This window comes from Actinoplanes sp. NPDC048988 (assembly GCF_043197815.1).
Classification (GTDB): Bacteria; Actinomycetota; Actinomycetes; order Mycobacteriales; family Micromonosporaceae; genus Actinoplanes.
In genome coordinates this window covers 77,299-96,187 of the sequence record NZ_JBICTW010000004.1, presented here as the reverse complement: position 1 = coordinate 96,187, position 18,889 = coordinate 77,299, and the positions used below count along the sequence as shown (strand labels likewise).

General features: G+C 70.6%; 20 protein-coding genes. 13 read left to right on the top strand and 7 right to left on the bottom strand.

Annotation, left to right across the window (positions count from 1 at the left end):
• The first annotated feature begins 28 nt into the window (after positions 1-28).
• Positions 29-1,090, top strand: a complete 1,062-nt coding sequence (locus tag ACGFJ7_RS14745) for a DUF3616 domain-containing protein (RefSeq protein ID WP_360239173.1) — start codon at positions 29-31, stop codon at positions 1,088-1,090.
• Here ACGFJ7_RS14745 and ACGFJ7_RS14740 read toward each other — a convergent pair.
• From ACGFJ7_RS14740 to ACGFJ7_RS14730, 3 genes are all read right to left on the bottom strand, one after another.
• Positions 1,077-2,972, bottom strand: coding sequence for an FtsX-like permease family protein (locus tag ACGFJ7_RS14740; RefSeq protein WP_360239170.1), 1,896 nt, complete (start codon positions 2,970-2,972; stop codon positions 1,077-1,079). The genes ACGFJ7_RS14745 and ACGFJ7_RS14740 overlap by 14 nt on opposite strands.
• 1 nt (position 2,973) lies before the next feature.
• Positions 2,974-3,705, bottom strand: coding sequence for an ABC transporter ATP-binding protein (locus ACGFJ7_RS14735; protein WP_360243418.1), 732 nt, complete (start codon positions 3,703-3,705; stop codon positions 2,974-2,976).
• A 74-nt stretch (positions 3,706-3,779) separates the two neighbouring features.
• Positions 3,780-4,778, bottom strand: a complete 999-nt coding sequence (locus ACGFJ7_RS14730) for an LLM class flavin-dependent oxidoreductase (protein WP_360239167.1) — start codon at positions 4,776-4,778, stop codon at positions 3,780-3,782.
• 18 nt (positions 4,779-4,796) lie between these two features.
• Here ACGFJ7_RS14730 and ACGFJ7_RS14725 point away from each other — a divergent pair, with 18 nt between their 5' ends.
• From ACGFJ7_RS14725 to ACGFJ7_RS14710, 4 genes are all read left to right on the top strand, one after another.
• Entirely contained in the window at positions 4,797-5,285 is a 489-nt protein-coding gene (locus ACGFJ7_RS14725) for a DUF664 domain-containing protein (RefSeq protein WP_360239164.1), read from the top strand.
• A complete protein-coding gene (locus tag ACGFJ7_RS14720) occupies positions 5,282-5,992 on the top strand; it encodes an SDR family oxidoreductase (protein WP_360239161.1) in 711 nt (236 codons plus the stop codon). Before ACGFJ7_RS14725 ends, ACGFJ7_RS14720 begins: the two co-directional genes overlap by 4 nt.
• 18 nt (positions 5,993-6,010) lie before the next feature.
• On the top strand, positions 6,011-6,760 hold the full coding sequence (locus tag ACGFJ7_RS14715; protein WP_360239158.1) for a hypothetical protein: 750 nt from the start codon (positions 6,011-6,013) through the stop codon (positions 6,758-6,760).
• A 174-nt stretch (positions 6,761-6,934) separates the two neighbouring features.
• On the top strand, positions 6,935-7,456 hold the full coding sequence (locus tag ACGFJ7_RS14710; RefSeq protein ID WP_360239155.1) for a DUF6082 family protein: 522 nt from the start codon (positions 6,935-6,937) through the stop codon (positions 7,454-7,456).
• On the opposite strand, the gene ACGFJ7_RS14705 is transcribed toward ACGFJ7_RS14710, so the two are convergent.
• Both ACGFJ7_RS14705 and ACGFJ7_RS14700 read right to left on the bottom strand, forming a co-directional pair.
• On the bottom strand, positions 7,448-7,666 hold the full coding sequence (locus ACGFJ7_RS14705; RefSeq protein ID WP_360239152.1) for a DUF397 domain-containing protein: 219 nt from the start codon (positions 7,664-7,666) through the stop codon (positions 7,448-7,450). The two genes, ACGFJ7_RS14710 and ACGFJ7_RS14705, sit on opposite strands and share 9 nt — an antisense overlap.
• Positions 7,667-7,859: 193 nt before the next feature.
• On the bottom strand, positions 7,860-8,537 hold the full coding sequence (locus ACGFJ7_RS14700; protein WP_360239149.1) for an ElyC/SanA/YdcF family protein: 678 nt from the start codon (positions 8,535-8,537) through the stop codon (positions 7,860-7,862).
• A 41-nt stretch (positions 8,538-8,578) separates the two neighbouring features.
• Here ACGFJ7_RS14700 and ACGFJ7_RS14695 point away from each other — a divergent pair, with 41 nt between their 5' ends.
• Positions 8,579-9,313 carry a GNAT family N-acetyltransferase gene (locus ACGFJ7_RS14695; protein WP_360239146.1) on the top strand — a complete coding sequence of 245 codons (735 nt, stop codon included), beginning with the start codon at positions 8,579-8,581 and terminating at the stop codon, positions 9,311-9,313.
• On the opposite strand, the gene ACGFJ7_RS14690 is transcribed toward ACGFJ7_RS14695, so the two are convergent.
• Together ACGFJ7_RS14690 and ACGFJ7_RS14685 are read right to left on the bottom strand one after the other, a co-directional pair.
• Positions 9,283-11,472, bottom strand: coding sequence for a glycoside hydrolase family 3 N-terminal domain-containing protein (locus ACGFJ7_RS14690; RefSeq protein ID WP_392642464.1), 2,190 nt, complete (start codon positions 11,470-11,472; stop codon positions 9,283-9,285). The two genes, ACGFJ7_RS14695 and ACGFJ7_RS14690, sit on opposite strands and share 31 nt — an antisense overlap.
• Before the next feature lie 175 nt (positions 11,473-11,647).
• The gene (locus ACGFJ7_RS14685; protein ID WP_360239140.1) at positions 11,648-11,881 is read right to left on the bottom strand and encodes a hypothetical protein; all 234 of its coding nucleotides are present in this window, start codon (positions 11,879-11,881) and stop codon (positions 11,648-11,650) included.
• 112 nt (positions 11,882-11,993) lie between these two features.
• On the opposite strand from ACGFJ7_RS14685, the gene argC reads away from it, so the two are divergent.
• From argC to ACGFJ7_RS14650, 7 genes are read left to right on the top strand one after another with little or no spacing between them, the layout of a single operon-like run.
• Positions 11,994-12,995, top strand: a complete 1,002-nt coding sequence (gene argC / locus ACGFJ7_RS14680; protein ID WP_360239137.1) for an N-acetyl-gamma-glutamyl-phosphate reductase — start codon at positions 11,994-11,996, stop codon at positions 12,993-12,995.
• Between the two features lie 28 nt (positions 12,996-13,023).
• Entirely contained in the window at positions 13,024-14,196 is a 1,173-nt protein-coding gene (gene argJ / locus ACGFJ7_RS14675; RefSeq protein ID WP_360239134.1) for a bifunctional glutamate N-acetyltransferase/amino-acid acetyltransferase ArgJ, read from the top strand.
• The gene (argB, locus tag ACGFJ7_RS14670; RefSeq protein WP_360239131.1) at positions 14,193-15,104 is read left to right on the top strand and encodes an acetylglutamate kinase; all 912 of its coding nucleotides are present in this window, start codon (positions 14,193-14,195) and stop codon (positions 15,102-15,104) included. Before argJ ends, argB begins: the two co-directional genes overlap by 4 nt.
• Positions 15,101-16,249 (top strand): acetylornithine transaminase, encoded by a 1,149-nt coding sequence (locus tag ACGFJ7_RS14665; protein WP_392642463.1) that lies wholly within the window; start codon positions 15,101-15,103, stop codon positions 16,247-16,249. Before argB ends, ACGFJ7_RS14665 begins: the two co-directional genes overlap by 4 nt.
• Positions 16,246-17,190, top strand: coding sequence for an ornithine carbamoyltransferase (gene argF, locus ACGFJ7_RS14660; protein ID WP_360239126.1), 945 nt, complete (start codon positions 16,246-16,248; stop codon positions 17,188-17,190). Before ACGFJ7_RS14665 ends, argF begins: the two co-directional genes overlap by 4 nt.
• Positions 17,187-17,690 carry an arginine repressor gene (locus ACGFJ7_RS14655; RefSeq protein ID WP_360239123.1) on the top strand — a complete coding sequence of 168 codons (504 nt, stop codon included), beginning with the start codon at positions 17,187-17,189 and terminating at the stop codon, positions 17,688-17,690. Before argF ends, ACGFJ7_RS14655 begins: the two co-directional genes overlap by 4 nt.
• Entirely contained in the window at positions 17,687-18,889 is a 1,203-nt protein-coding gene (locus ACGFJ7_RS14650) for an argininosuccinate synthase (RefSeq protein ID WP_360239120.1), read from the top strand. The genes ACGFJ7_RS14655 and ACGFJ7_RS14650 overlap by 4 nt, the downstream gene beginning before the upstream one ends.

Genomic DNA, 18,889 nt, shown 5'->3' with positions numbered 1-18,889 from the left:
GGTGCGCGGCAGTGCGACGATGACTTTCATGACGTTGGAACACACCGTGCGCCTCCGGTTCGGGGACGCCTCCCGTACGGCCGCGACGCACACCAACCTGTCCGCCGTCCGGCTGGACGGGCCCGTGCTGTGGATCGCCGGCGACGAGACCGCGACCCTGGAACGGCTGACCGTCGACGACCCCGCGCAGCCCACCGAGTTCGGCGACGAGCGCAGTTTCCGCCTGGCCGACTTCGTCGACCTGCCCGGCGTCGACGCCGACGAGGAGGCCGACGTCGAGGGCCTGGCCCGCACCGGGCAGTTCCTGTGGGCGGTCGGCTCGCACAGCCTGCGCCGCAAGCAGATCAAGGAGCGGCACGAGGGTTCCCGGGCGCTCAAACGCCTGGCCCGGGTCGAGGGCCAGGACAACCGCCAGATCCTCGTACGGCTGCCGGTCGTCGACGTCGACGGTCTGCCCACGCCCGTCCGCGAGGTGACGGTCGACGGCGTCCGCCACCGGGCGGCCGCCCTCGGCAAGCGGGACGCCCTGCGGACGCTGCTGCGCTCCGACGAACACCTCGGCCCGTTCCTGGGCATCCCCGGCAAGGACAACGGCCTGGACATCGAGGGCATCGCCGTCCGCGGCGGCCGCGTCTACCTCGGCCTGCGCGGCCCGGTGCTGCGCGGCTGGGCGTTCGTGCTGGAACTGCGCCCGTACGTCACCGCGGAGGACCCGGACCGCCTGCGCCTGACCCCGTTCCCGGACGGCAAGCTGTACCGCAAACACGTGCTGGACCTGGACGGCCTGGGCGTACGCGACCTGTGCCCACACGGCGACGACCTGCTCATCCTGGCCGGCCCGACGATGGACCTGGACGGCCCGGTCCGCATCTACCGCTGGCACGGCGCCGCGGTGGCCGAGGAGCCGGTCATCGTCCGCTCCGACCTGATCACCCGCGAGCTCGAACTGACCTACGGCGAGGGCGACGACCACGCCGAGGGCCTGAGCCTGGTCGGCGACGACCGCGTCCTGGTCGTCTACGACAGCCCGGCCCCGGTCCGCCTGACCACCGACGGCGCGGTCGTCGCCGACGTCCTCAAGCTGCCCTGAGCTGGGTGACCGGCTGGGGGCGGGTGGCCGACAGCGACGTGATGAGCGTGGTGGCGCTGGTCACGGTGAGGGCGATCGCGGCCACGGCGCCGATCTGGGTCCAGGGCAGGTCGAGGGTGGCGGTGCCGGTGACGGCCTTCGTCGTGGTGAGGACGGCGATGAAGGTCGCGGCGGCGGCCACGCCGCCGAGCAGCAGGGCCGAGACCGTGATGGCGTACGACTCGAGCAGCGACGAGCGGACGACCTGGCCCCGTGTCATGCCGGTGACGCGGGCCTCGGCGAACTCGCGGCGGCGGGTGGCGGCGCCGATGACTATCGAGTTGACGACGCCGATCAGGGCGTAGAGGCCGCCCAGGCCCAGCACGATCAGCATGATCTTCTCGTTTGTCGAGTTGGCGGCGTCGGCGTCGGCGCGCAGCCGCTCGTCGAGGGTCGACACGGTGCCGAAGCGGGCGAGGCCGGCCCGGGTCGCCGCCACGTCCGCGTCCTTCGTCAGTGTGACGAACGATCGGGTGGGTGCGTCCCGCAGTTCGGCCGCGGTGAGCAGGCCGGGCGGTACGAGCAGGTTGGCCCCGCCGGTCATCGTGGCCGGCACGCCGGCGACGATCGGCAGGTCGCCGAGGTCGCGATCGGGCACCTTCAGCCGGATCGTGCTCCCGGCGCCCGGAACGTCGCCGCCGGGACCGGCCGCGACCTGCCGGCCCTGAAGGCCCGTCAGCGCGGCGCTGTCGTCGTGCGTTGCCGGGTACGCCCCGGGGTCGATCACCAGAAGGCTGACCGTCTCGGTCTCGCGGTCCTCGCCGGAGCCCGTGGTGACCTCGCCCGGCAGCCGCGTCTCCACCGACACCGAAGCGACGCCCGGAATGTCGGAGACAGCGGCCGCGCCGGACGGCTCGGACAGCCGGGGTGGGCCGGTGGACTCCACGACCAGGTCGGCGTGGGTCTGGGCGGCCAGTTGACGGACGCCCGAGGCCGTGAAGGAGGCGCCGGCGCCCACGTTGCCGACGATCAGGGCGACCAGCACGATCAGCGGCGCCGCCACGGAAGCGGTGCGGCGGCGGGCGTCGCCCAGGTTGGCGCGGGCCAGGCCGCCCGGGGCCCGCAGCGGGACCAGGCGGGCGATCAGCGGCACCAGCAGCGGGGCGAACGCCACCACCGCCACGGCGGCCGGGATCGGGACGTTCATCGCCATCGCCATGCCGCCGGCCGGGCCGCCGAAGGGGGCCACGATCATCAGGGCCAGCGCGCCGCCCAGGAAGACCAGGCCGATCAGGGCTCGGCTCCACGTCATCACCCGGGCCGCCGGGCCGGTTTCGCGCAGCGCCTCCAGGGGGCGCACCCGGGCCGCGCGCCGGGCCGCGACCAGGACTCCGGCGACCGCGAGCAGGATGCCCGTACCGAAGGAAACCCCCAGAATCCATCCTCGCCACTCGCCGGCGAAGCCCGGCGGCACGAAGCCGAACTCGCGCATGAGCCAACCCTGGAAGCTCATCACCGCCAAGCCGGCCGGAACGCCCAGCACGGCGCCGAACGCGCCCAGCAGCACCGCCTCGCCCAGCAGCAGGCGCCGCAGCTGGCCGCGGCTTCCGCCGACCAGGCGCAGCAGGGCCAGGTCGCGGCGGCGCTGGTCGACGGTGAAGGCGAACGTCGAGCTGATGATGAAGCCGGCCAGGAAGACCGCCCCGCCCAGCACCACGCCCAGCATCGACACCGCGGCCGTCGTGCCGTCGGCGAACTCCATCCGCTCGACCGCGCTCAGGCCGGCCGGCGGGTCGAGCAGGGCCGCCGTGATGAGCAGCAGCAGCGAGGACTGCACGAGCGCCACGCCCAGCGTGACCGACAGCAGCGCGCCGATGAACAGGGTCCAGCGCCGTCCCGCCATCTCAGCGCTCCCACTTCGCGAGCCGGTCGGCCACCTCGTGGGTGCTCGCGCCGGTCAGCCGGTCGACCACGCGGCCGTCGCCGAGGAAGACGACCGAGTCGGCCCGCGCGGCCGCGCCCGGATCGTGGGTGACCATGACGATGCTCTGGCCCGCGTCGGCCATCGCGCGCAGCAGGTCGAGCACCGTCCGGGCCGCCGTGGAGTCGAGGGCGCCGGTCGGCTCGTCCGCGAACAGCACGTCGGGCCGGGTCACCATGGCCCGGGCGATCGCCACCCGCTGCTGCTGCCCGCCGGACAGCTCCCGCGGCTTGTGCCGGATCCGGTCGGCCAGCCCGACCGCGTCGAGCGTGGCCCGGACCTCCGCCCGCGACGGCTTCCGCCCGGCGAGGCGCAGCGGCAGGGCCACGTTCTGCTCGGCGGTGAGCGAGCCGATCAGGTTGAAGCTCTGGAAGACAAAGCCGATTCGGGTACGCCGCAGCGAGGTCAACTGCGAGTCCCCGGCCGCCGTGATGTCGGTGTCGCCGACCAGCACCCGCCCGCTGTCGACCCGTTCGAGGCCGGCCGCGCAGTGCAGCAGCGTGGACTTACCGGAGCCGGACGGGCCCATCACGGCCGTCCAGCCACCCCGGGGAAAGTCGAGGGTCACGTCATCGACGGCCCGCACGGCCGTCGGTCCTCGTCCGTACACCCGGCTGATGCCCTGAAGGGCGACGGCGGCCCCCGTCATCGTCATCGTCGTCATGCCGTCGACGCTATTTTTCGCCGGCGCGGAAAGCGCTCCCGCCGGCCCCCGTCTTCGAGGTGGTGCTAGCTCCCCGGTTTCCAGCCGAGGGCGGGGCCGAGCTTGGTGGCGATGTCGGTGAGGATCTGGACGTAGTCGTCGTGCTCGAAGCTGAACGGCAGGGCGAACGCGACCTCGTCGATCTCCCGGTACGCGGCGTGGGCGTGCAGCTGGTCGGCGATCTCGGCCGAGGAGCCGACGTAGTCGCGGGAGAACAGCATGCGCGCCGGGCCCTGTGGTTCCAGGGTGCGAGGGGTGCGCTTGTCGACGTACGCCGAATACTTCGCCTTCTGCTCCTCGGACGCCGAATCCGTAGGGATGACCACGAGGCCCTGGGAGACGCGCCCGGCGGGGTGGGCGGCGCGGAAGGCGCGGATGTGGCTGAGCTGGATGTCGGCGAAGTCGGTGCCGTCCTCGGCCTTGACCACGTTGCTGGTCAGGAAGTTCATGCCGTGCTCGCCGGCCCACTGGGCCGAGCGGAGGCTGCCGCCGCCGTACCACATCCGCTGGCGCAGGCCGGCCGCGTGCGGCTCGACGCGGGGCGAGAAGACCTCGAAGCCCTGCGTGCCCTCGAAGTCGGTGGCCTGCTCGCCGGCGACGAAGTCGAGCAGGCGTTCCACCCGGCCGTAGCCGAAGTCCTCGTCGTGGTCGGGGTAGAGAGCGGGCTTGACCTTGTCGTAGTTCATCGGCGGGCCGACGCTGACGCCCGGGTTGAGCCGGCCGCCGGAGAGGATGTCGACGGTCGCCAGGTCCTCGGCCAGGCGCAGCGGGTTCTCCCAGCCGAGCGGGATGACCGCGGTGCCGAGCTCGATCCGGCTCGTGCGCTGGCTGGCCGCCGCCAGCACCGCGACGGGCGACGAGATGCCGTACTGCAAATGGCGATGCCGGACCCACGCGCTGTCGAAGCCCAGGTCCTCACCCAGCTTGATGATCTTCAGGGTCGTCTCGTGCCCGGGTCGCGGGTCGGCCCCGTCGAAGAGCCCGATCGTCAGAAAACCCAGCTTGCGCAGTGATCCATCCGCCATGGACCTACCCTGTCACGAATGACGGCCCTCGAGGACGTGACATTCCCTTCACCTTCTTCTCCTACCGACTCACAGGGTGTTGAGCCCTTTCTGGCCTGGCTCGATTTTCTGCGCGGCGCGGTGCTGCGCAAGGCCCTCGGCCTGACCGCCGAGCAGGCCCGGTGGCGGCCCGGCGGGAAGCTGCTGCCGCTGGCCGGCCTGGTCAATCACCTGACCAACGTCGAGCGCCGGTGGATCGACGGTGTCCTGCTCGGCGGTTCGACATTCAAGGACGTTTCCGAGTACGAGGCCCCGGCGCTCCCCATCGAACTCGTCATCACCGCCTATCGGGAGAGGGCGGTCGCGACCGCCGGCGTGGTCCGGTCCCTGGGCGACCTGGAGGCGCGATCGCGGGACGGGAAGTACGACCTACGCTTCGTGCTACTGCATCTGATCAACGAGACGGCTCGGCACGCGGGGCACGCGGACGCCGTGCGGGAGCTGCTGGACGGAACGGTGGGAGAATGACGGCTCTGATCACGGGCGCCTCGCGGGGGCTCGGCGCGTTCATCGCCCGGCGGCTGGCGGAGGCCGAGCCGGTGGTGGTCAATTACGCGTCGGATTCCGCGGCCGCCACACGGGTCGTCGACGAGATCATCGCGGCCGGCGGGTCGGCTCGGGCCTACCAAGCCGACATCACCGATTCGTCGTCCGTGCGGGAGATGGTGGACGCGGTGGGACCGGTACGGGTGGTGGTGGCCAACGCGACCGGGCCGCAGCCGCTCATCCCGGCCGAGGAGACGACCTGGGAGGACCACCTGCGGCAGCTGGAGTTCTTCGTGAAGAGCCCGGCCCTGCTCATGCGGGCCGCGCTGCCCGGCATGAAGCAGCTCGGCGGCGGCCGGATCATCATGATCGGCTCGGACTCGTTCGAACGGGCCCTGCCGCTGGCCTCGGCCTACAACGCGGCCAAGGGCGCGCAGATCGGCCTGGCCCGCACGTGGGCGAGGGAACTGGGCCGGTACGGGGTGACGGTCAACGTGGTCGCGCCCGGCTGGATCCCGGTCGAACGCCACGGCGACGCCGACACCGCCGGCTACGTGGCCGATGTACCGCTGGGCCGCATCGGCACCCCCGAGGACATCGCCGACGTGGTGGCGTTCGTGGCCTCGGACGCGGCCCGTTTCGTCACCGGCGAGCGGATCACCGTCAACGGCGGCCACACCATCGACTGACGAGGCTAGTCTGCGGACATGTTGATCACGGTGGTGGCCGACTACGGCCTCGGGGACCTGGCCTTCGCCGAGGTGCGGCAGCGCTTCGCCAAGCTGCTGCCGCACGCCGAGCTCGACACGGTGCCGGTGCCCCCGTTCGACACGGTGAGCGCCGGCTTCTGCGTGGCCCAGCTCGCCTTCGGCGACGGCCCGGCCGACCGGATCGTCTACGCCAACGTGGCGCCCCGCGAGGACCGGAACGAGGCCCGCCACGACAACGAGGGCGAACCGCTGGCCGCCGCCCAGCTCGACTCGGGGGTGCTGGTCGTCGGCGTCGCCTCGGGAGCGTCGCTGTCGTTCCTGGCCGCCGAGGGGGTGCCGGTCCGCGCGGTGGAGGTGCCCGACGCCGGCTCCCAGTTCCGTTCCCGCGACGTCTTCCCGGCCGCCGTGGCCGCCCTGTCCCGAGGCGAGGACCTGCTCGGCCCCGAGCTGGAACTGCCACCCCCACCGGCGAAGGCGGTCATCTACACCGACGGCTACGGCAACCTGAAAACCTCGTACACCGAGCCCCCGGCGGCGGTAGGCGCCGCCGTACAGGTGAAGATCGGCGACGTGACCACCGAGGCGGTCATCAGCGACGGCGTCTTCGCCGTCCCGGCCGGCACGATGTCGTTCGCCCCCGGCAGCTCAGGCTGGCGCCACCCGTTCTACGAGCTCCTGCATCGCGGCGGCAGCGCCGCCGACATCTTCCACCACCCGAAATCGGGAACGCCGATCGAGTTCTACTGAGCGCTGCGCGAATGCATGTGCAGAGGCGATCTGGCATATTGTGGCGAGCAGGCCGACAGCTGAATGTCATTCGGGAAAGTTGCTTTCTGCTCTGTCGCAATTGGCTACGTGGCAGTGCCGTTGGTCTATGCCAAACGTGAGTGAGTAAGAAAGGGTCTTGTTTCCTCGGACATAATGTCGATAGGGGAACTTGCCGATGTGGGGCAGGCCTACGGAGGAGCCGCGGCCGTCATCTCCTGCATCGCCTTGTTCGTCGTCGCGGCGTCGGTGACCATGCAATTCGCCCAACTCAAGGCGATGCGCCACGACGCGTTCGTGCAGTACAACGAGGGGCTGGTGCTCCTGGCGATGGAGAATCCCAAGTACCGGCAATGCTGGGGCTCCCGGATGTCCCCGGACGGCGTGGAGGAGGATCTCTTCTACTACTGCGGCAAAGTGATCAAATCTTGGTCCTGGGCATACGAGATCAAGAAGATCGATGAGGCTCAGGCGCGCGAGTATCTGGCGAAGTTCTTCGAGAGCGAGGTTCCGCGACTGTACTGGCAGCATCACGGAGACTGGCACCGCAGGGGCGCATCGCGGGAGGGGTTCCCGGCGTTCGTGAACGACGAATACTTCCGGGCGCTCGCGTCGGGGCCGCCCACGCGGAAGTTCGAGTCCTTCGCCGCGACGGCTCCGCCGGCGGCGTCAGCGTGAAAGGCGCAGTTCGCCGGTTTTCAGGCCGTCCATGAAGTTGCGCCACTCGGCCGCGTCGAAAGTCAGGACAGTTCCGGGCCTTTGCGAGTTCCTCAGCGCAACCCGTTCGCCTGAGTCGATGACTGACAATTCGACGCAGTGTGCCTCGCCGACGCAGCGGCTGCTCCGTAGCCAGGTGCGGTCGGTGTGGGTGATGCTGTCGCGGGTCAACCTGAACTCCTCGGCGGTGTTTTGTCGATCACATTACCGCCAAGATCCTCGGCGCTTGGTGCTTTTCGGCTGATGGCCCGGACGCGTCATCCGTACGATGTGGACGATCGCGGAAGCGAGACTACACATCGTCGCGCCTGAGGGCCGGGCCGGGTGTACGACCTCCATGGGCAACGATTCTCGCGGGAATAGGTCACGAGGCGGCGAGGGCCTCTTCGACTGTTGTTTCGTGGCGGCCCAGGAAGACGGGGTCCCGGTGGGTCACGACGTCGGCCACGGCCTTGACGATGGCGCCTCGTTCGCGGATCACCGAGTTGCGCCAGGGCTCCTTGTAGATCTTCACGGAGTCGTCGCCTACGCCGTTCGTGGCTATGCCCTGGGTGCGGCAGAGGGCTACCGCGCGATCCAAGTGGTACGTCTGAGTGACGATCGTCGCCGCTGTCACGCCGAAGACGCGCTTGGCCCGGGTGCACGAGTCGTACGTGTCGAAGCCCGCGTAATCCAGGGCGATCCGGGACGCCGGCACGCCGTGGGCGATCAGGTACACCTGCATCGAGCCGGGCTCGTCGTACTCCCAGCGGCTGTGGTCGCCCGAGACCAGGATCGCCTTCACCTTTCCCGTCTCGTAGAGGCGGCGGGCGATGTCGAGCCGGGCCGCCAGGAACGGTGACGGGGAGCCGTCGGCGTAGACCTCCGCGCCCAGCACGATCGCCACCGGGGCCGCCGGGACGTCCGACTCGCTGAAGACGTGGCCGCGGGCCTCACCCCGTACCCACAATTCGCCGGTCAGCAGGACCGCGACGCCCAGCATGACCACGACGACGCTCGCCAGAATGCCGCGGCGTAGCCAACGGCGAGTGAGGATCCGCACGTGCCTGACTTTGTCAGGCCGGGTCAAGGCAGCATGGCGGGGTGCTCACGCTTGACGATCTCGCCGCCGCCACCGGATACGACCCGATGATGATCTGGGCCGCCGATCGGCCCGAGGCGCGCGTCTTCGCCCGGCCCGGTGCCGTCGCGGTCGCCTGCCCGGATCTTTCCCGGCATGATCGGATGCCCGTGCACGGCGATCCGGACGCCGTCGCCGCTCTGCTGCGCGACGTTCTTCCGCTGGTCGGGCCCTCGTTTCGGCCGCTCGGGTCCGAGGCTCTGATGACTGCCGTGGCCGAGCGCCTGCCGGCGATCGAGGTCGCCGGGCGGTTCGGCTGGATGGACACCGCCACGGCGCCGCCGGCGGCCGGAGATCAACGGCCCTGTTGGCTGGGTTCCGGCGAGCTGCCCGAGGTCACGGCCCTGCTTGATTCCGCTTTCCCCGAGACGTACGCCCGTCCGGGCGGTTCCGGGGTCGCGCGCTGGGCGGGTGTCCGGGACGAGGACGGCACCCTGATCGCGGTGGCCGCCGACGCCTGGTCGTGCGGCCGGATCGGTTTCCTGGCCGGCGTGACGACCGCCGAGCGGGCGCGGGGCCGCGGACTGGCGTCCGGGCTCTGCGCCTTTGTGACACGGGAACTGCTCGCCGGCCGTGACCGGGTGGCGCTGTTCGTCGACTACTGGAACAGCGCCGCCCTGGCCACGTACAAGAAACTGGGTTTCGGTCTCCGGCCGATCGCGGCCGCTCACACGATCGTGAACGCGGCCTTGGAATAGGTGCGGGAGTTCGGGCCGACCAGCAGCTCGAACTCGCCCGGCTCGACCACGCGACGGCCGTCCGCGGTGACCAGCGAGCACGCGCTGGCCGGCAGTTCGAGCTCCACCGTGCGGCTCTCGCCGGGCGGGACGGAGACCTGGCGGTACGCCTTCAGCTCGCGCCCGGCCCACGTGACGCTCGTGACGAGGTCGCTGATGTAGACCTGCACGGTCTCGACGGCCGGGCGCTCGCCGGTGTTGGTGAGCGTGACCGTCGCCCGGACGACCCCGTCGGCGGCCACCTCGGGTGTGGTCACGGTCAGATCGGCGTACTCGATCGTGGTGTAGCTCAGACCCTCGCCGAAGGCGAACAGCGGGTCCTGGGTCAGGTCGGCGTAGCGGTCGCCGTGCTGGCCCCGGATGGTGTTGTAGTAGACCGGCTGCTGGCCGACGTGCCGGGCCACCGACAGCGGCAGCCGGCCGCTCGGCTCGATCAGGCCCAGCACCAGCTCGGCGACGGCCCGTCCGCCGCGCATGCCCGGGTTGAAGGCCTGGATGATCGCGGCCGCGTCGAGGGCCGACTCGGGCAGCACCGACGGTTTCGACTGGACCAGCACGACGATCATCGGGGTCTTGGTGGCCGCGATCGCGTCGAGCAGGGCGATCTGGCCGCCCTGCAGCTCGAGCGTGGCCGTCGACTTGTGTTCGCCGGTCAGGTTCACCGTGTCACCGACCACCACCACCGCGAAGTCGGCCCGGATCGCCTTGTCGCGGGCCACGTCGATGAGGTGGCGGTCGACCGGCGCGGCCTGCGAGATCGGCGGGCGCGGCTGCCCGTCGGGGTAGGTCTCACCCTCGGGGTCGGGCACGAGCCGTTCGATCTCGGCGCCCTTGGCGTAGTCGATGTCCCAGTTGGCCGGCGCGACCGCGCGGAAACCGTCGAGCACCGTCTCGATCATCTCGCGGGGCTGGCCGTCGGGCAGCCAGTCGATCTGGCCGGAGTCGCCGGCCCAGTCGCCGAGCTGCGCCGACGGGGAGTCGGCGTTGGGGCCGATCACGGCGATCCGGCGGAACTTGGCCGCCGGGTCGAGCGGCAGCGTGCCGTCGTTGCGCAGCAGGGTCAGCGAGCGGCGGGCCACCTCGAGGTTCAGCTCGGTGTGCTCGGCCGAGCCGATCACCGCCTTCTGCCGTACGGGGTCGGGGGCGCGCGGGTCCTCGAACAGGCCCAGTTCGAACTTCAGGCGCAGGATCCGGCGTACGGCCTCATCGATCTCCTCCTCGGCCAGAAGCCCTCGCTCGACGGCCTCCTGAGCGCCCTCGAAGAAGCCCGGGGTGACCATGACCAGGTCGTTGCCGGCCTTGACGGCGACCGCGGCCGCCTCGGCGTAGTCGGCGCAGACCCGCTGCTCCCAGACCATGCGGCCGACGTTGTCCCAGTCGGTCACGAGAGTGCCGGTGAAGCCCCACTCCTGCTTGAGTACGTCGTTGAGCAGCCACTTGTTGGCGGTGATGGGCACGCCGTCCATCGACTGGTAGCCGAGCATGAAGACCCGGCAGCCCTCACGGGCGACCCGCTCGAACGGCGGCAGGAACCAGGAGCGCAGCTTGCGCGGGCTCAGGTCGGCCTCGCTGGCGTCCCGGCCGCCCTGGGTCTCGGAGTAGCCGGCGAAGTGCTTGGCGGTGGCCAGGATCGCTGTCGGATCGGTCAGGCCGCCACCCTGATAGCCGCGGATCATCGCCGAGCCGAGCTCGCCGATCAGGAACGGGTCCTCGCCGAAAGTTTCGTCGACCCGGCCCCAGCGGAGATCACGGGTGATGCACAGGACGGGGGAGAAGGTCCAGTGGATGCCGGTGGCCGAGACCTCGACGGCGGTCACCCGGGCCACCCGCTCCAGCAGCTCCGGATCCCAGCTCGCGGCCATCGCGAGCTGGGTCGGGAAGATCGTCGCGCCCGGCCAGAACGAGTGGCCGTGGATGCAGTCCTCGGCGGTGAGCAGCGGGATCTGCAGCCGCGTCTTGGCGACCAGGTCGATCGCCTCGAGCATCTTCGCCGGCGAGGTGTGCAGGATCGAGCCGGCCAGTTTCTCGCTGACGATCTCCTTCACGTCGCCGCGGGCGTCCAGCTGGAGCATCTGCCCGACCTTCTCGGGCAGGGTCATCCGGCTGAGCAGGTCTTCCACCCGCTGATCGACGGATAGGGAGGGATTCCGGTACGGGGGGACGTCGGGCACGCGCGCCTCCGGTCGTCACGACCGCGGTGGCACGGTCAACGAAACATGAACGATCGGAGTCTGACAGCTCGGAACCGGTTCCGGCAGCCCGGAACGGTTCCGAAACTTGTCCTGTCTGTTTCCCTCAGTGGTCGGGGTCGCTCTCGTCGATGCTGGGAACCTCGAGACCAGCAGCCTCGATCGCGTCGAGGCGAGCCTCTACGGCTTCCTTCTCCCGCTGCACGAGAACGGCGTATTCCGCGAGGGCGCCGGGGTCCTCGGCGTCCTCGAGCTTGTCGAAGAAGCGCTGCGTGTTGCGGACGGCCTCGGCGTACGCCGCCGCGGCCGCACGGATCGTGATGATCGTCTGGTCTGCCATGGCGCCAGTCTTACCACCGGGCCGGTGGTTTCACTCACTCGCCGGGTAAATGGTGTTGCTCGTCGCTCGCGCCCCTTGATACGGTTCTCTGCATATTCATGCGGAGGTTGGTATGGGGATTCGGGTCGCGGTAGCGGGCGCCAGTGGTTATGCCGGGGGTGAGTTGCTGAGGCTTCTCGCCGGGCACCCGGAGTTCGACCTCGTGGCGGCCACCGCACACACCCAGGCGGGCACGCGCGTGTCCGCCGTGCACCCGCAGCTCACCGGGCTCGACCTGACGCTCGGCGCGACCGACGCGGCCGGCCTGAGCGGTGCCGACCTGGTGTTTCTCGCCCTGCCGCACGGGCAGTCGGCGGCGCTGGCGGCGCAGCTTCCCGAGACCGTGAAGGTCGTGGACCTCGGCGCCGACTTCCGGCTCCAAGACGCGGCGCCGTGGGAGAAATACTACGGCGGCGCGCACGCCGGCACGTGGACTTACGGACTGCCCGAGTTGCCCGGTCACCGGGAGCTGATCGCCTCTTCCGACCGGGTGGCGAACACGGGATGTTATGCGGCCACCATCACGCTCGCGCTGGCGCCGCTGATCGCCGCCGGGCTCGCCGACCCGGCCGACGTGGTCGTGGTGGCCAGCTCCGGCACGTCGGGCGCCGGGCGCGCGGCCAAGGCGCACCTATTGGGCAGCGAGGTCATGGGCGACCTCTCGCCGTACAAGGCCGGCGCTCACCAGCACGTGCCCGAGATCAAGCAGGCCACCGGGGCGACCTCGCTCTCGATGACGCCGGTGCTCGCGCCGATGCCGCGCGGCATCCTGGCCACCGTCACCGCCCGCCCGCTGACCGGCGGCGATCCCCGCGAGGTGCTTCAGGCCGCGTACGCGGACGAGCCCTTCGTGCACGTCCTGCCCGAGGGGCAGTGGCCGCACACGGCCGCCACCTCCGGCTCCAACTCGTGTCATCTTCAGGCCACAGTCGACATCGACTCGGGCCGGATCGTGGTCGTCAGCGCCCTCGACAACCTCGGCAAGGGCGCCGCCGGCCAGGCCGTCCAATGCGCCAACCTCATGTTCGGCCTGCCCGAGACCTCGGGCCTGTCCGTGTTCGGAGTCGCGCCGTGAGCGCTTGCGCGAACCTTCAGGAGTTTCAGTGACCGTCACATCTCCTCGCGGCTTCCGGGCCAGCGGAGTCGCCGCCGGCTTGAAGGCCAACGGCAACCCGGACGTGGCCCTGGTCGTCAATGACGGCCCCGACTTCACCGCCGCCGGCGTCTTCACCGGCAACCGGGTCAAGGCGGCGCCCGTGCTCTGGAGCCAGCAGGTGCTCAAGGGCGGCATCGTGCGGGCCGTCGTGCTCAACTCGGGCGGCGCCAACGCCTGCACCGGGCCGCAAGGCTTCCAGGACACGCACGCCACCGCCGAGCACACCGCGACGGTGCTCCGTGGCGGGCCGAAACCGCAGCTGATCGGGGCCGGTGACGTGGCGGTCTGCTCGACCGGCCTGATCGGCGAGCTGCTGCCGATGGACAAGCTGCTGCCCGGCGTCAACGCGGCGGCCAAGGCGCTGAGGGCCGACGGCGGCCCGGCCGCGGCCGAGGCGATCATGACCACCGACACGGTGGCGAAGAACTCCGTGGTCGAGCGCGACGGCTGGTCGGTCGGCGGCATCGCCAAGGGCGCCGGCATGCTGGCTCCGGCGCTGGCCACCATGCTCGTGGTGATCACCACCGACGCCTCGGCCAACAACGAGGTGCTCGACGCCGCGCTGCGCGAGGCGACCCGGGTGACCTTCGACCGGATCGACGCCGACGGCTGCATGTCCACCAACGACACCGTGCTGCTGCTGGCCAGCGGCGCCTCCGACCGGCAGCCCACACAGGAAGAGCTGACGGCGGCGGTCACCGAGGTCTGCCACGACCTGGCCCAGCAGCTGATCGCCGACGCCGAGGGCGCCACCAAGCACATCGCGATCGAGGTCAAGGGCGCGGCCACCGAGGCCGACGCGGTCGAGGTGGGCCGCACGGTCTGCCGCAACAACCTGGTCAAGACGGCGCTGTTCGGCAACGACCCCAACTGGGGCCGCATCCTGGCCGCGGTCGGCACGACGCGGGCGCGTTTCGAGCCCGACCGGGTCGACGTGGCGATCAACGACGTGTGGATCTGCAAGGGCGGTGCCGCCGCCGAGGATCGCTCCCGGGTCGACCTGACCGGCCGCGACGTGAAGATCACGGTGAACCTGCGCGAGGGCGAGATGGAAGCGACGATCTGGACCACCGACCTCTCGCACGCCTACGTGCACGAGAACTCGGCGTACTCGTCGTGACCACGCCCATCGAGAAAGCCGGCGTCCTGATCGAGGCGCTGCCCTGGCTGGAGCGCTTCCACGGCGCGACCGTCGTGATCAAGTACGGCGGCAACGCGATGATCAACCCGCAGCTGCAAGCGGCGTTCGCGGCTGACATGGTGTTCTTGCGATATGTCGGGATCAAGCCGGTCGTTGTGCATGGTGGCGGCCCGCAGATCAGTCGCATGCTCGACAAAATGGGCATCACGAGCGAATTCCGCGGCGGATTGCGGGTCACGACTCCGGAAGCGATGGACGTCGTTCGTATGGTCCTGGTCGGACAAGTCGGGCGTGAGCTGGTGGGCATGATCAACCAGCACGGGCCCTTCGCGGTGGGGCTCTCCGGTGAGGACGCGCGGCTTTTCACGGCGGTGCGCCGGGGTGCCATGGTCGATGGGGCGCTCGTTGACATCGGCCAGGTGGGCGACGTCGAGCAGGTGGACACCTCGGCGGTGGACGACCTGATCGCGGCCGGCCGGATCCCGGTCATCGCGTCGGTGGCGCCGGACGCGGACGGTGTGGTGCACAACGTCAACGCCGACACGGCGGCGGCCGCGCTGGCCGAGGCGCTCGGCGCGCGCAAGCTGGTCGTGCTGACCGACGTGCCCGGGCTCTACACCAACTGGCCCGACACGTCGTCGCTCACCTCGCGGATCGACGCCGACGCCCTGGAAAAGCTGCTGCCCACCCTGGAGGCCGGCATGGTCCCCAAGATGGAGGCCTGCCTGCGGGCGGTGCGCGGCGGTGTCCCGGCCGCCCACGTCGTCGACGGCCGCGTCGAGCATTCGACGCTGCTGGAAGTCTTCACCTCGGAAGGAATCGGAACAATGGTGGTCCCCTCCCCAGCCGGCCACCCCGCCACCACCCTCAAAAGGACTGAAGCATGACCTCCTTGATCGACCGGTGGTCGCAGGCCGGCATGAACAACTACGGGACTCCGCAGGTGGCCCTGGTCCGAGGTGAGGGCGCGGTCCTCACCGACGAGAACGGCAAGCAGTACGTCGACTTCCTGGGCGGGATCGCGGTGAACGCCCTCGGCCACGCCCATCCGGCCGTCGTCGAGGCCGTCACCCAGCAGGTGCAGCAGCTCGGGCACATCTCCAACTTCTACGTCGCCGAGCCGACCGTCGCCCTGGCCGAGCTTCTGCTCGCCCTGGCCGGCCGCTCGGGCCGGGTGCTCTTCACCAACTCCGGCGCCGAGGCCAACGAGGCCGCCTTCAAGCTGTCCCGCCTGACCGGCCGGGTCCACGTGGTCGCGACAAATGGGGCATTCCATGGCCGGACGATGGGGGCGCTGGCCTTGACCGGCCAGCCCGCCAAGGCGGATCCCTTCCGGCCGCTGCCGGGCGACGTGACGCATGTGCCCTTCGGAGATCTCACCGAAATGGACAAATCCGTAACGTCGGAAACTGCCATGGTCATCGTGGAGCCGATCCAGGGTGAGAACGGCGTGGTGGTTCCGCCGGCCGGCTACCTCGCCGGCGTGCGGGAGATCTGCGACAAAGCGGGCGCGCTGCTCGTGCTGGACGAGGTGCAGACCGGCATCGGCCGCACCGGCCACTGGTTCCACCACCAGAGCGAAGGCGTCGAACCCGACATCATCACCCTGGCCAAGGGCCTCGGCGGCGGCCTGCCGCTCGGCGCCTGCGTTGCCTTCGGGCCGGCCGCCGGCCTGTTCACCCCCGGGTCGCACGGCACCACGTTCGGCGGCAACCCGATCTCGTGCGCCGCGGGGCTGGCCGTCATCCGTACGATCGCCGGCGAAGGTCTCCTGGACCACGTGAAGCGGGTCGGCGAACAGCTGCGGCGCGGCATCGAAGGCCACCCCGCCGTCAACCATGTCCGTGGCGCGGGCCTGCTGCTCGGCATCGTCCTGAACGAGCCGATCGCGGCCAAGCTCGCCGCCGACCTCAAGGAAGCTGGTTTCCTGGTGAACGCCCCCGCGCCGGACGTCATCCGGCTCGCCCCTCCGCTGATCATCAGCACCGAGCAGGCCGACGCCCTCATCGCCGCCCTGGACGGTCTCCGGTGACCTCGTCCCCTCAAATCAGGCACTTTCTTCGCGACGACGACCTCAATCCTGAGGAGCAGAGCGACGTCCTGCACCTCGCGGCCCAGATGAAGGCCGACCGCTTCGCCCACCGGCCGCTGGCCGGGCCGCAGTCGGTGGCCGTCTTCTTCGACAAGGTCAGCCTGCGCACGCGACTGTCCTTCGAGGCCGGCATCGCCGAGCTCGGCGGCCAGCCGATCATCGTGGACACCCAGGCCACCCACTTCGGCCGGGGCGAGTCGCTGGCCGACGCCGGCCGGGTGGTCGAGCGCTACGTGGCGGCCATGGTCTTCCGCACCACCGGCGACGAACGGCTCACCGAGCTGGCCTCCGGCGTCAAGGTGCCGGTGATCAACGCGCTCACCGACGGGTTCCACCCGTGCCAGCTGCTGGCCGACCTGCTCACGATCCGCGAGAGGTTCGGCGCGACCGAGGGCCGGAAACTGGCGTACGTCGGTGACGCCGCCAACAACATGGCCCACTCCTACCTTCTCGCGGGCGCCACCGCCGGCATGCACGTCCGGGTCGCCGGGCCGTCCGGCTTCGACCCGTCCCCGGCCGTGGTCGCCCGCGCCGGCGAGATCGCGGCGTGGACCGGCGGCTCCATCGAAGTGGTCCGCGACCCGTACGAGGCGGTCGACGGCGTCGACGTGATCGCCACCGACACGTGGACGTCGATGGGCCAGGAGGACGACGGGCGCGACCGGCTCACCCCGTTCTGGCCGTACCAGGTCAACAAGGACCTGCTCGCGGCGGCCGGGCCCGAGGCGATCGTGCTGCACTGCCTGCCCGCGCACCGCGGCGAGGAGATCACCGACGACGTCATGGACGGCGCCCAGAGCGCGGTCTTCGACCAGGCCGAGAACCGGCTGCACGCCCAGAAGGCTCTTCTGGCCTGGCTGCTGGCGGTGAACGCGCGATGACCGGGCCGGTGACCAGGGCCGGACGGCACGCCCGGATCGTCGAGCTGATCAGGGACAAGTCCATCCGCTCGCAGACCGAGCTCGCCGAGCTGCTGGCCGGCGAGGGCGTCCAGGTCACCCAGGCCACCCTCTCGCGCGACCTCGAGGAGCTGGGCGCGGTCAAGGTCAGCGGCGCCTACCTCATCCCCGAGGACGGCAAGCGGCCGCTGCGCGAGACCACCGAGCAGGGGCCGGCCCGCCTGCTGCGGCTGCTCAAAGAGCTGCTCACCAGCGTCGACTACAGCGGGAACATCGCCGTGCTGCGCACGCCGCCCGGCGCGGCGCAGTTCCTGGCCAGCGCCCTGGACCGGTCGGGGCTGACCGACGTCGTCGGCACCATCGCCGGCGACGACACGATCTTCGTCGTGGCCCGCGACGCCCACGGCGGTGAGGCGCTGGCCGAGAAACTGGCCGTGTGGGCGGGCTTCACGATCGACACTCTTGAAAGGAGCACCCCGTGAGCGAACGGGTGGTTCTCGCCTATTCCGGGGGGCTCGACACCTCCGTCGCCATCCCGTACCTGGCCGACCAGGTCGGCGGTGAGGTCATCGCGGTCGCCCTCGACGTCGGCCAGGGCGGCGAGGACATGGAGGTCATCCGGCAGCGCGCCCTCGACTGCGGCGCCGCCGAGAGCATCGTGGTCGACGCGCGCGAGGAGTTCGCGGCCGACTTCTGCCTGCCCGCCCTGCGCGCCAACGCCCTCTACATGGACCGCTACCCGCTGGTGTCGGCGCTGAGCCGCCCGCTGATCGTGCGTCACCTGGTCGAGGCGGCCAAGCGGTACGGCGGCACCGTCGTGTCGCACGGCTGCACCGGCAAGGGCAACGACCAGGTCCGCTTCGAGGTCGGCATCGGCGCCCTCGCGCCCGGACTCAAGGTGATCGCGCCGGCCCGCGACTTCGCGTGGACCCGGGACAAGGCGATCGCGCTGGCCGAGGAGAAGGGCCTGCCGATCGACGTGTCGCACAAGTCGCCGTACTCGATCGACCAGAACCTGTGGGGCCGCGCCGTCGAGACCGGCTTCCTCGAGGACATCTGGAACGCCCCGATCGAGGACATCTACTCGTACACCCAGGACCCGTCGGTGGCCCGGGATCCCGACGAAATCGTCATCACGTTCGACCAGGGCAACCCGGTCGCCATCGACGGCGAGACCGTCACCCCGTTCCAGGCCATCACCGAGCTGAACCGGCGCGCCGGCGACCAGGGCGTCGGGCGGCTCGACATGGTCGAGGACCGCCTGGTCGGCATCAAGAGCCGCGAGGTTTACGAGGCGCCGGGCGCCCTCGCCCTGATCGCCGCGCACCAGGAGCTCGAGAACGTGACGGTCGAGCGCGACCTGGCCCGCTTCAAGCGCACGGTCGACCAGCGCTGGGGCGAGCTCGTCTACGACGGCCTCTGGTTCTCGCCGTTGAAGAAGGCGCTCGACGCCTTCATCGACGACAGTCAGAAGCACGTCACCGGCGAGGTCCGGCTCGTCCTGCACGGCGGCCGGGCCACTGTCACCGGCCGCCGGTCCGAGGCCAGCCTGTACGACTTCGGCCTGGCCACCTACGACACCGGCGACACCTTCGACCAGTCCCTGGCCAAGGGTTTCGTTCAGCTTTGGGGTCTGCCGTCACGCATGGCGTCGGCCCGCGACCAGCGTCTGGGAGACTGA

Bases quoted from the DNA above. Each gene is read 5' to 3' on its own strand.
- ACGFJ7_RS14655 (WP_360239123.1), top strand. From the start codon at position 17,187: ATGACCGGGCCGGTGACCAGGGCCGGACGGCACGCCCGGATCGTCGAG.
- ACGFJ7_RS14730 (WP_360239167.1), bottom strand. From the start codon at position 4,778: ATGGCGGATGGATCACTGCGCAAGCTGGGTTTTCTGACGATCGGGCTC.
- ACGFJ7_RS14715 (WP_360239158.1), top strand. From the start codon at position 6,011: ATGTTGATCACGGTGGTGGCCGACTACGGCCTCGGGGACCTGGCCTTC.
- ACGFJ7_RS14740 (WP_360239170.1), bottom strand. From the start codon at position 2,972: ATGGCGGGACGGCGCTGGACCCTGTTCATCGGCGCGCTGCTGTCGGTC.
- ACGFJ7_RS14685 (WP_360239140.1), bottom strand. From the start codon at position 11,881: ATGGCAGACCAGACGATCATCACGATCCGTGCGGCCGCGGCGGCGTAC.
- ACGFJ7_RS14665 (WP_392642463.1), top strand. From the start codon at position 15,101: ATGACCTCCTTGATCGACCGGTGGTCGCAGGCCGGCATGAACAACTAC.
- ACGFJ7_RS14735 (WP_360243418.1), bottom strand. From the start codon at position 3,705: ATGACGATGACGGGGGCCGCCGTCGCCCTTCAGGGCATCAGCCGGGTG.
- ACGFJ7_RS14745 (WP_360239173.1), top strand. From the start codon at position 29: ATGACGTTGGAACACACCGTGCGCCTCCGGTTCGGGGACGCCTCCCGT.
- ACGFJ7_RS14725 (WP_360239164.1), top strand. From the start codon at position 4,797: ATGACGGCCCTCGAGGACGTGACATTCCCTTCACCTTCTTCTCCTACC.
- ACGFJ7_RS14720 (WP_360239161.1), top strand. From the start codon at position 5,282: ATGACGGCTCTGATCACGGGCGCCTCGCGGGGGCTCGGCGCGTTCATC.
- argC (WP_360239137.1), top strand. From the start codon at position 11,994: ATGGGGATTCGGGTCGCGGTAGCGGGCGCCAGTGGTTATGCCGGGGGT.
- ACGFJ7_RS14710 (WP_360239155.1), top strand. From the start codon at position 6,935: ATGTCGATAGGGGAACTTGCCGATGTGGGGCAGGCCTACGGAGGAGCC.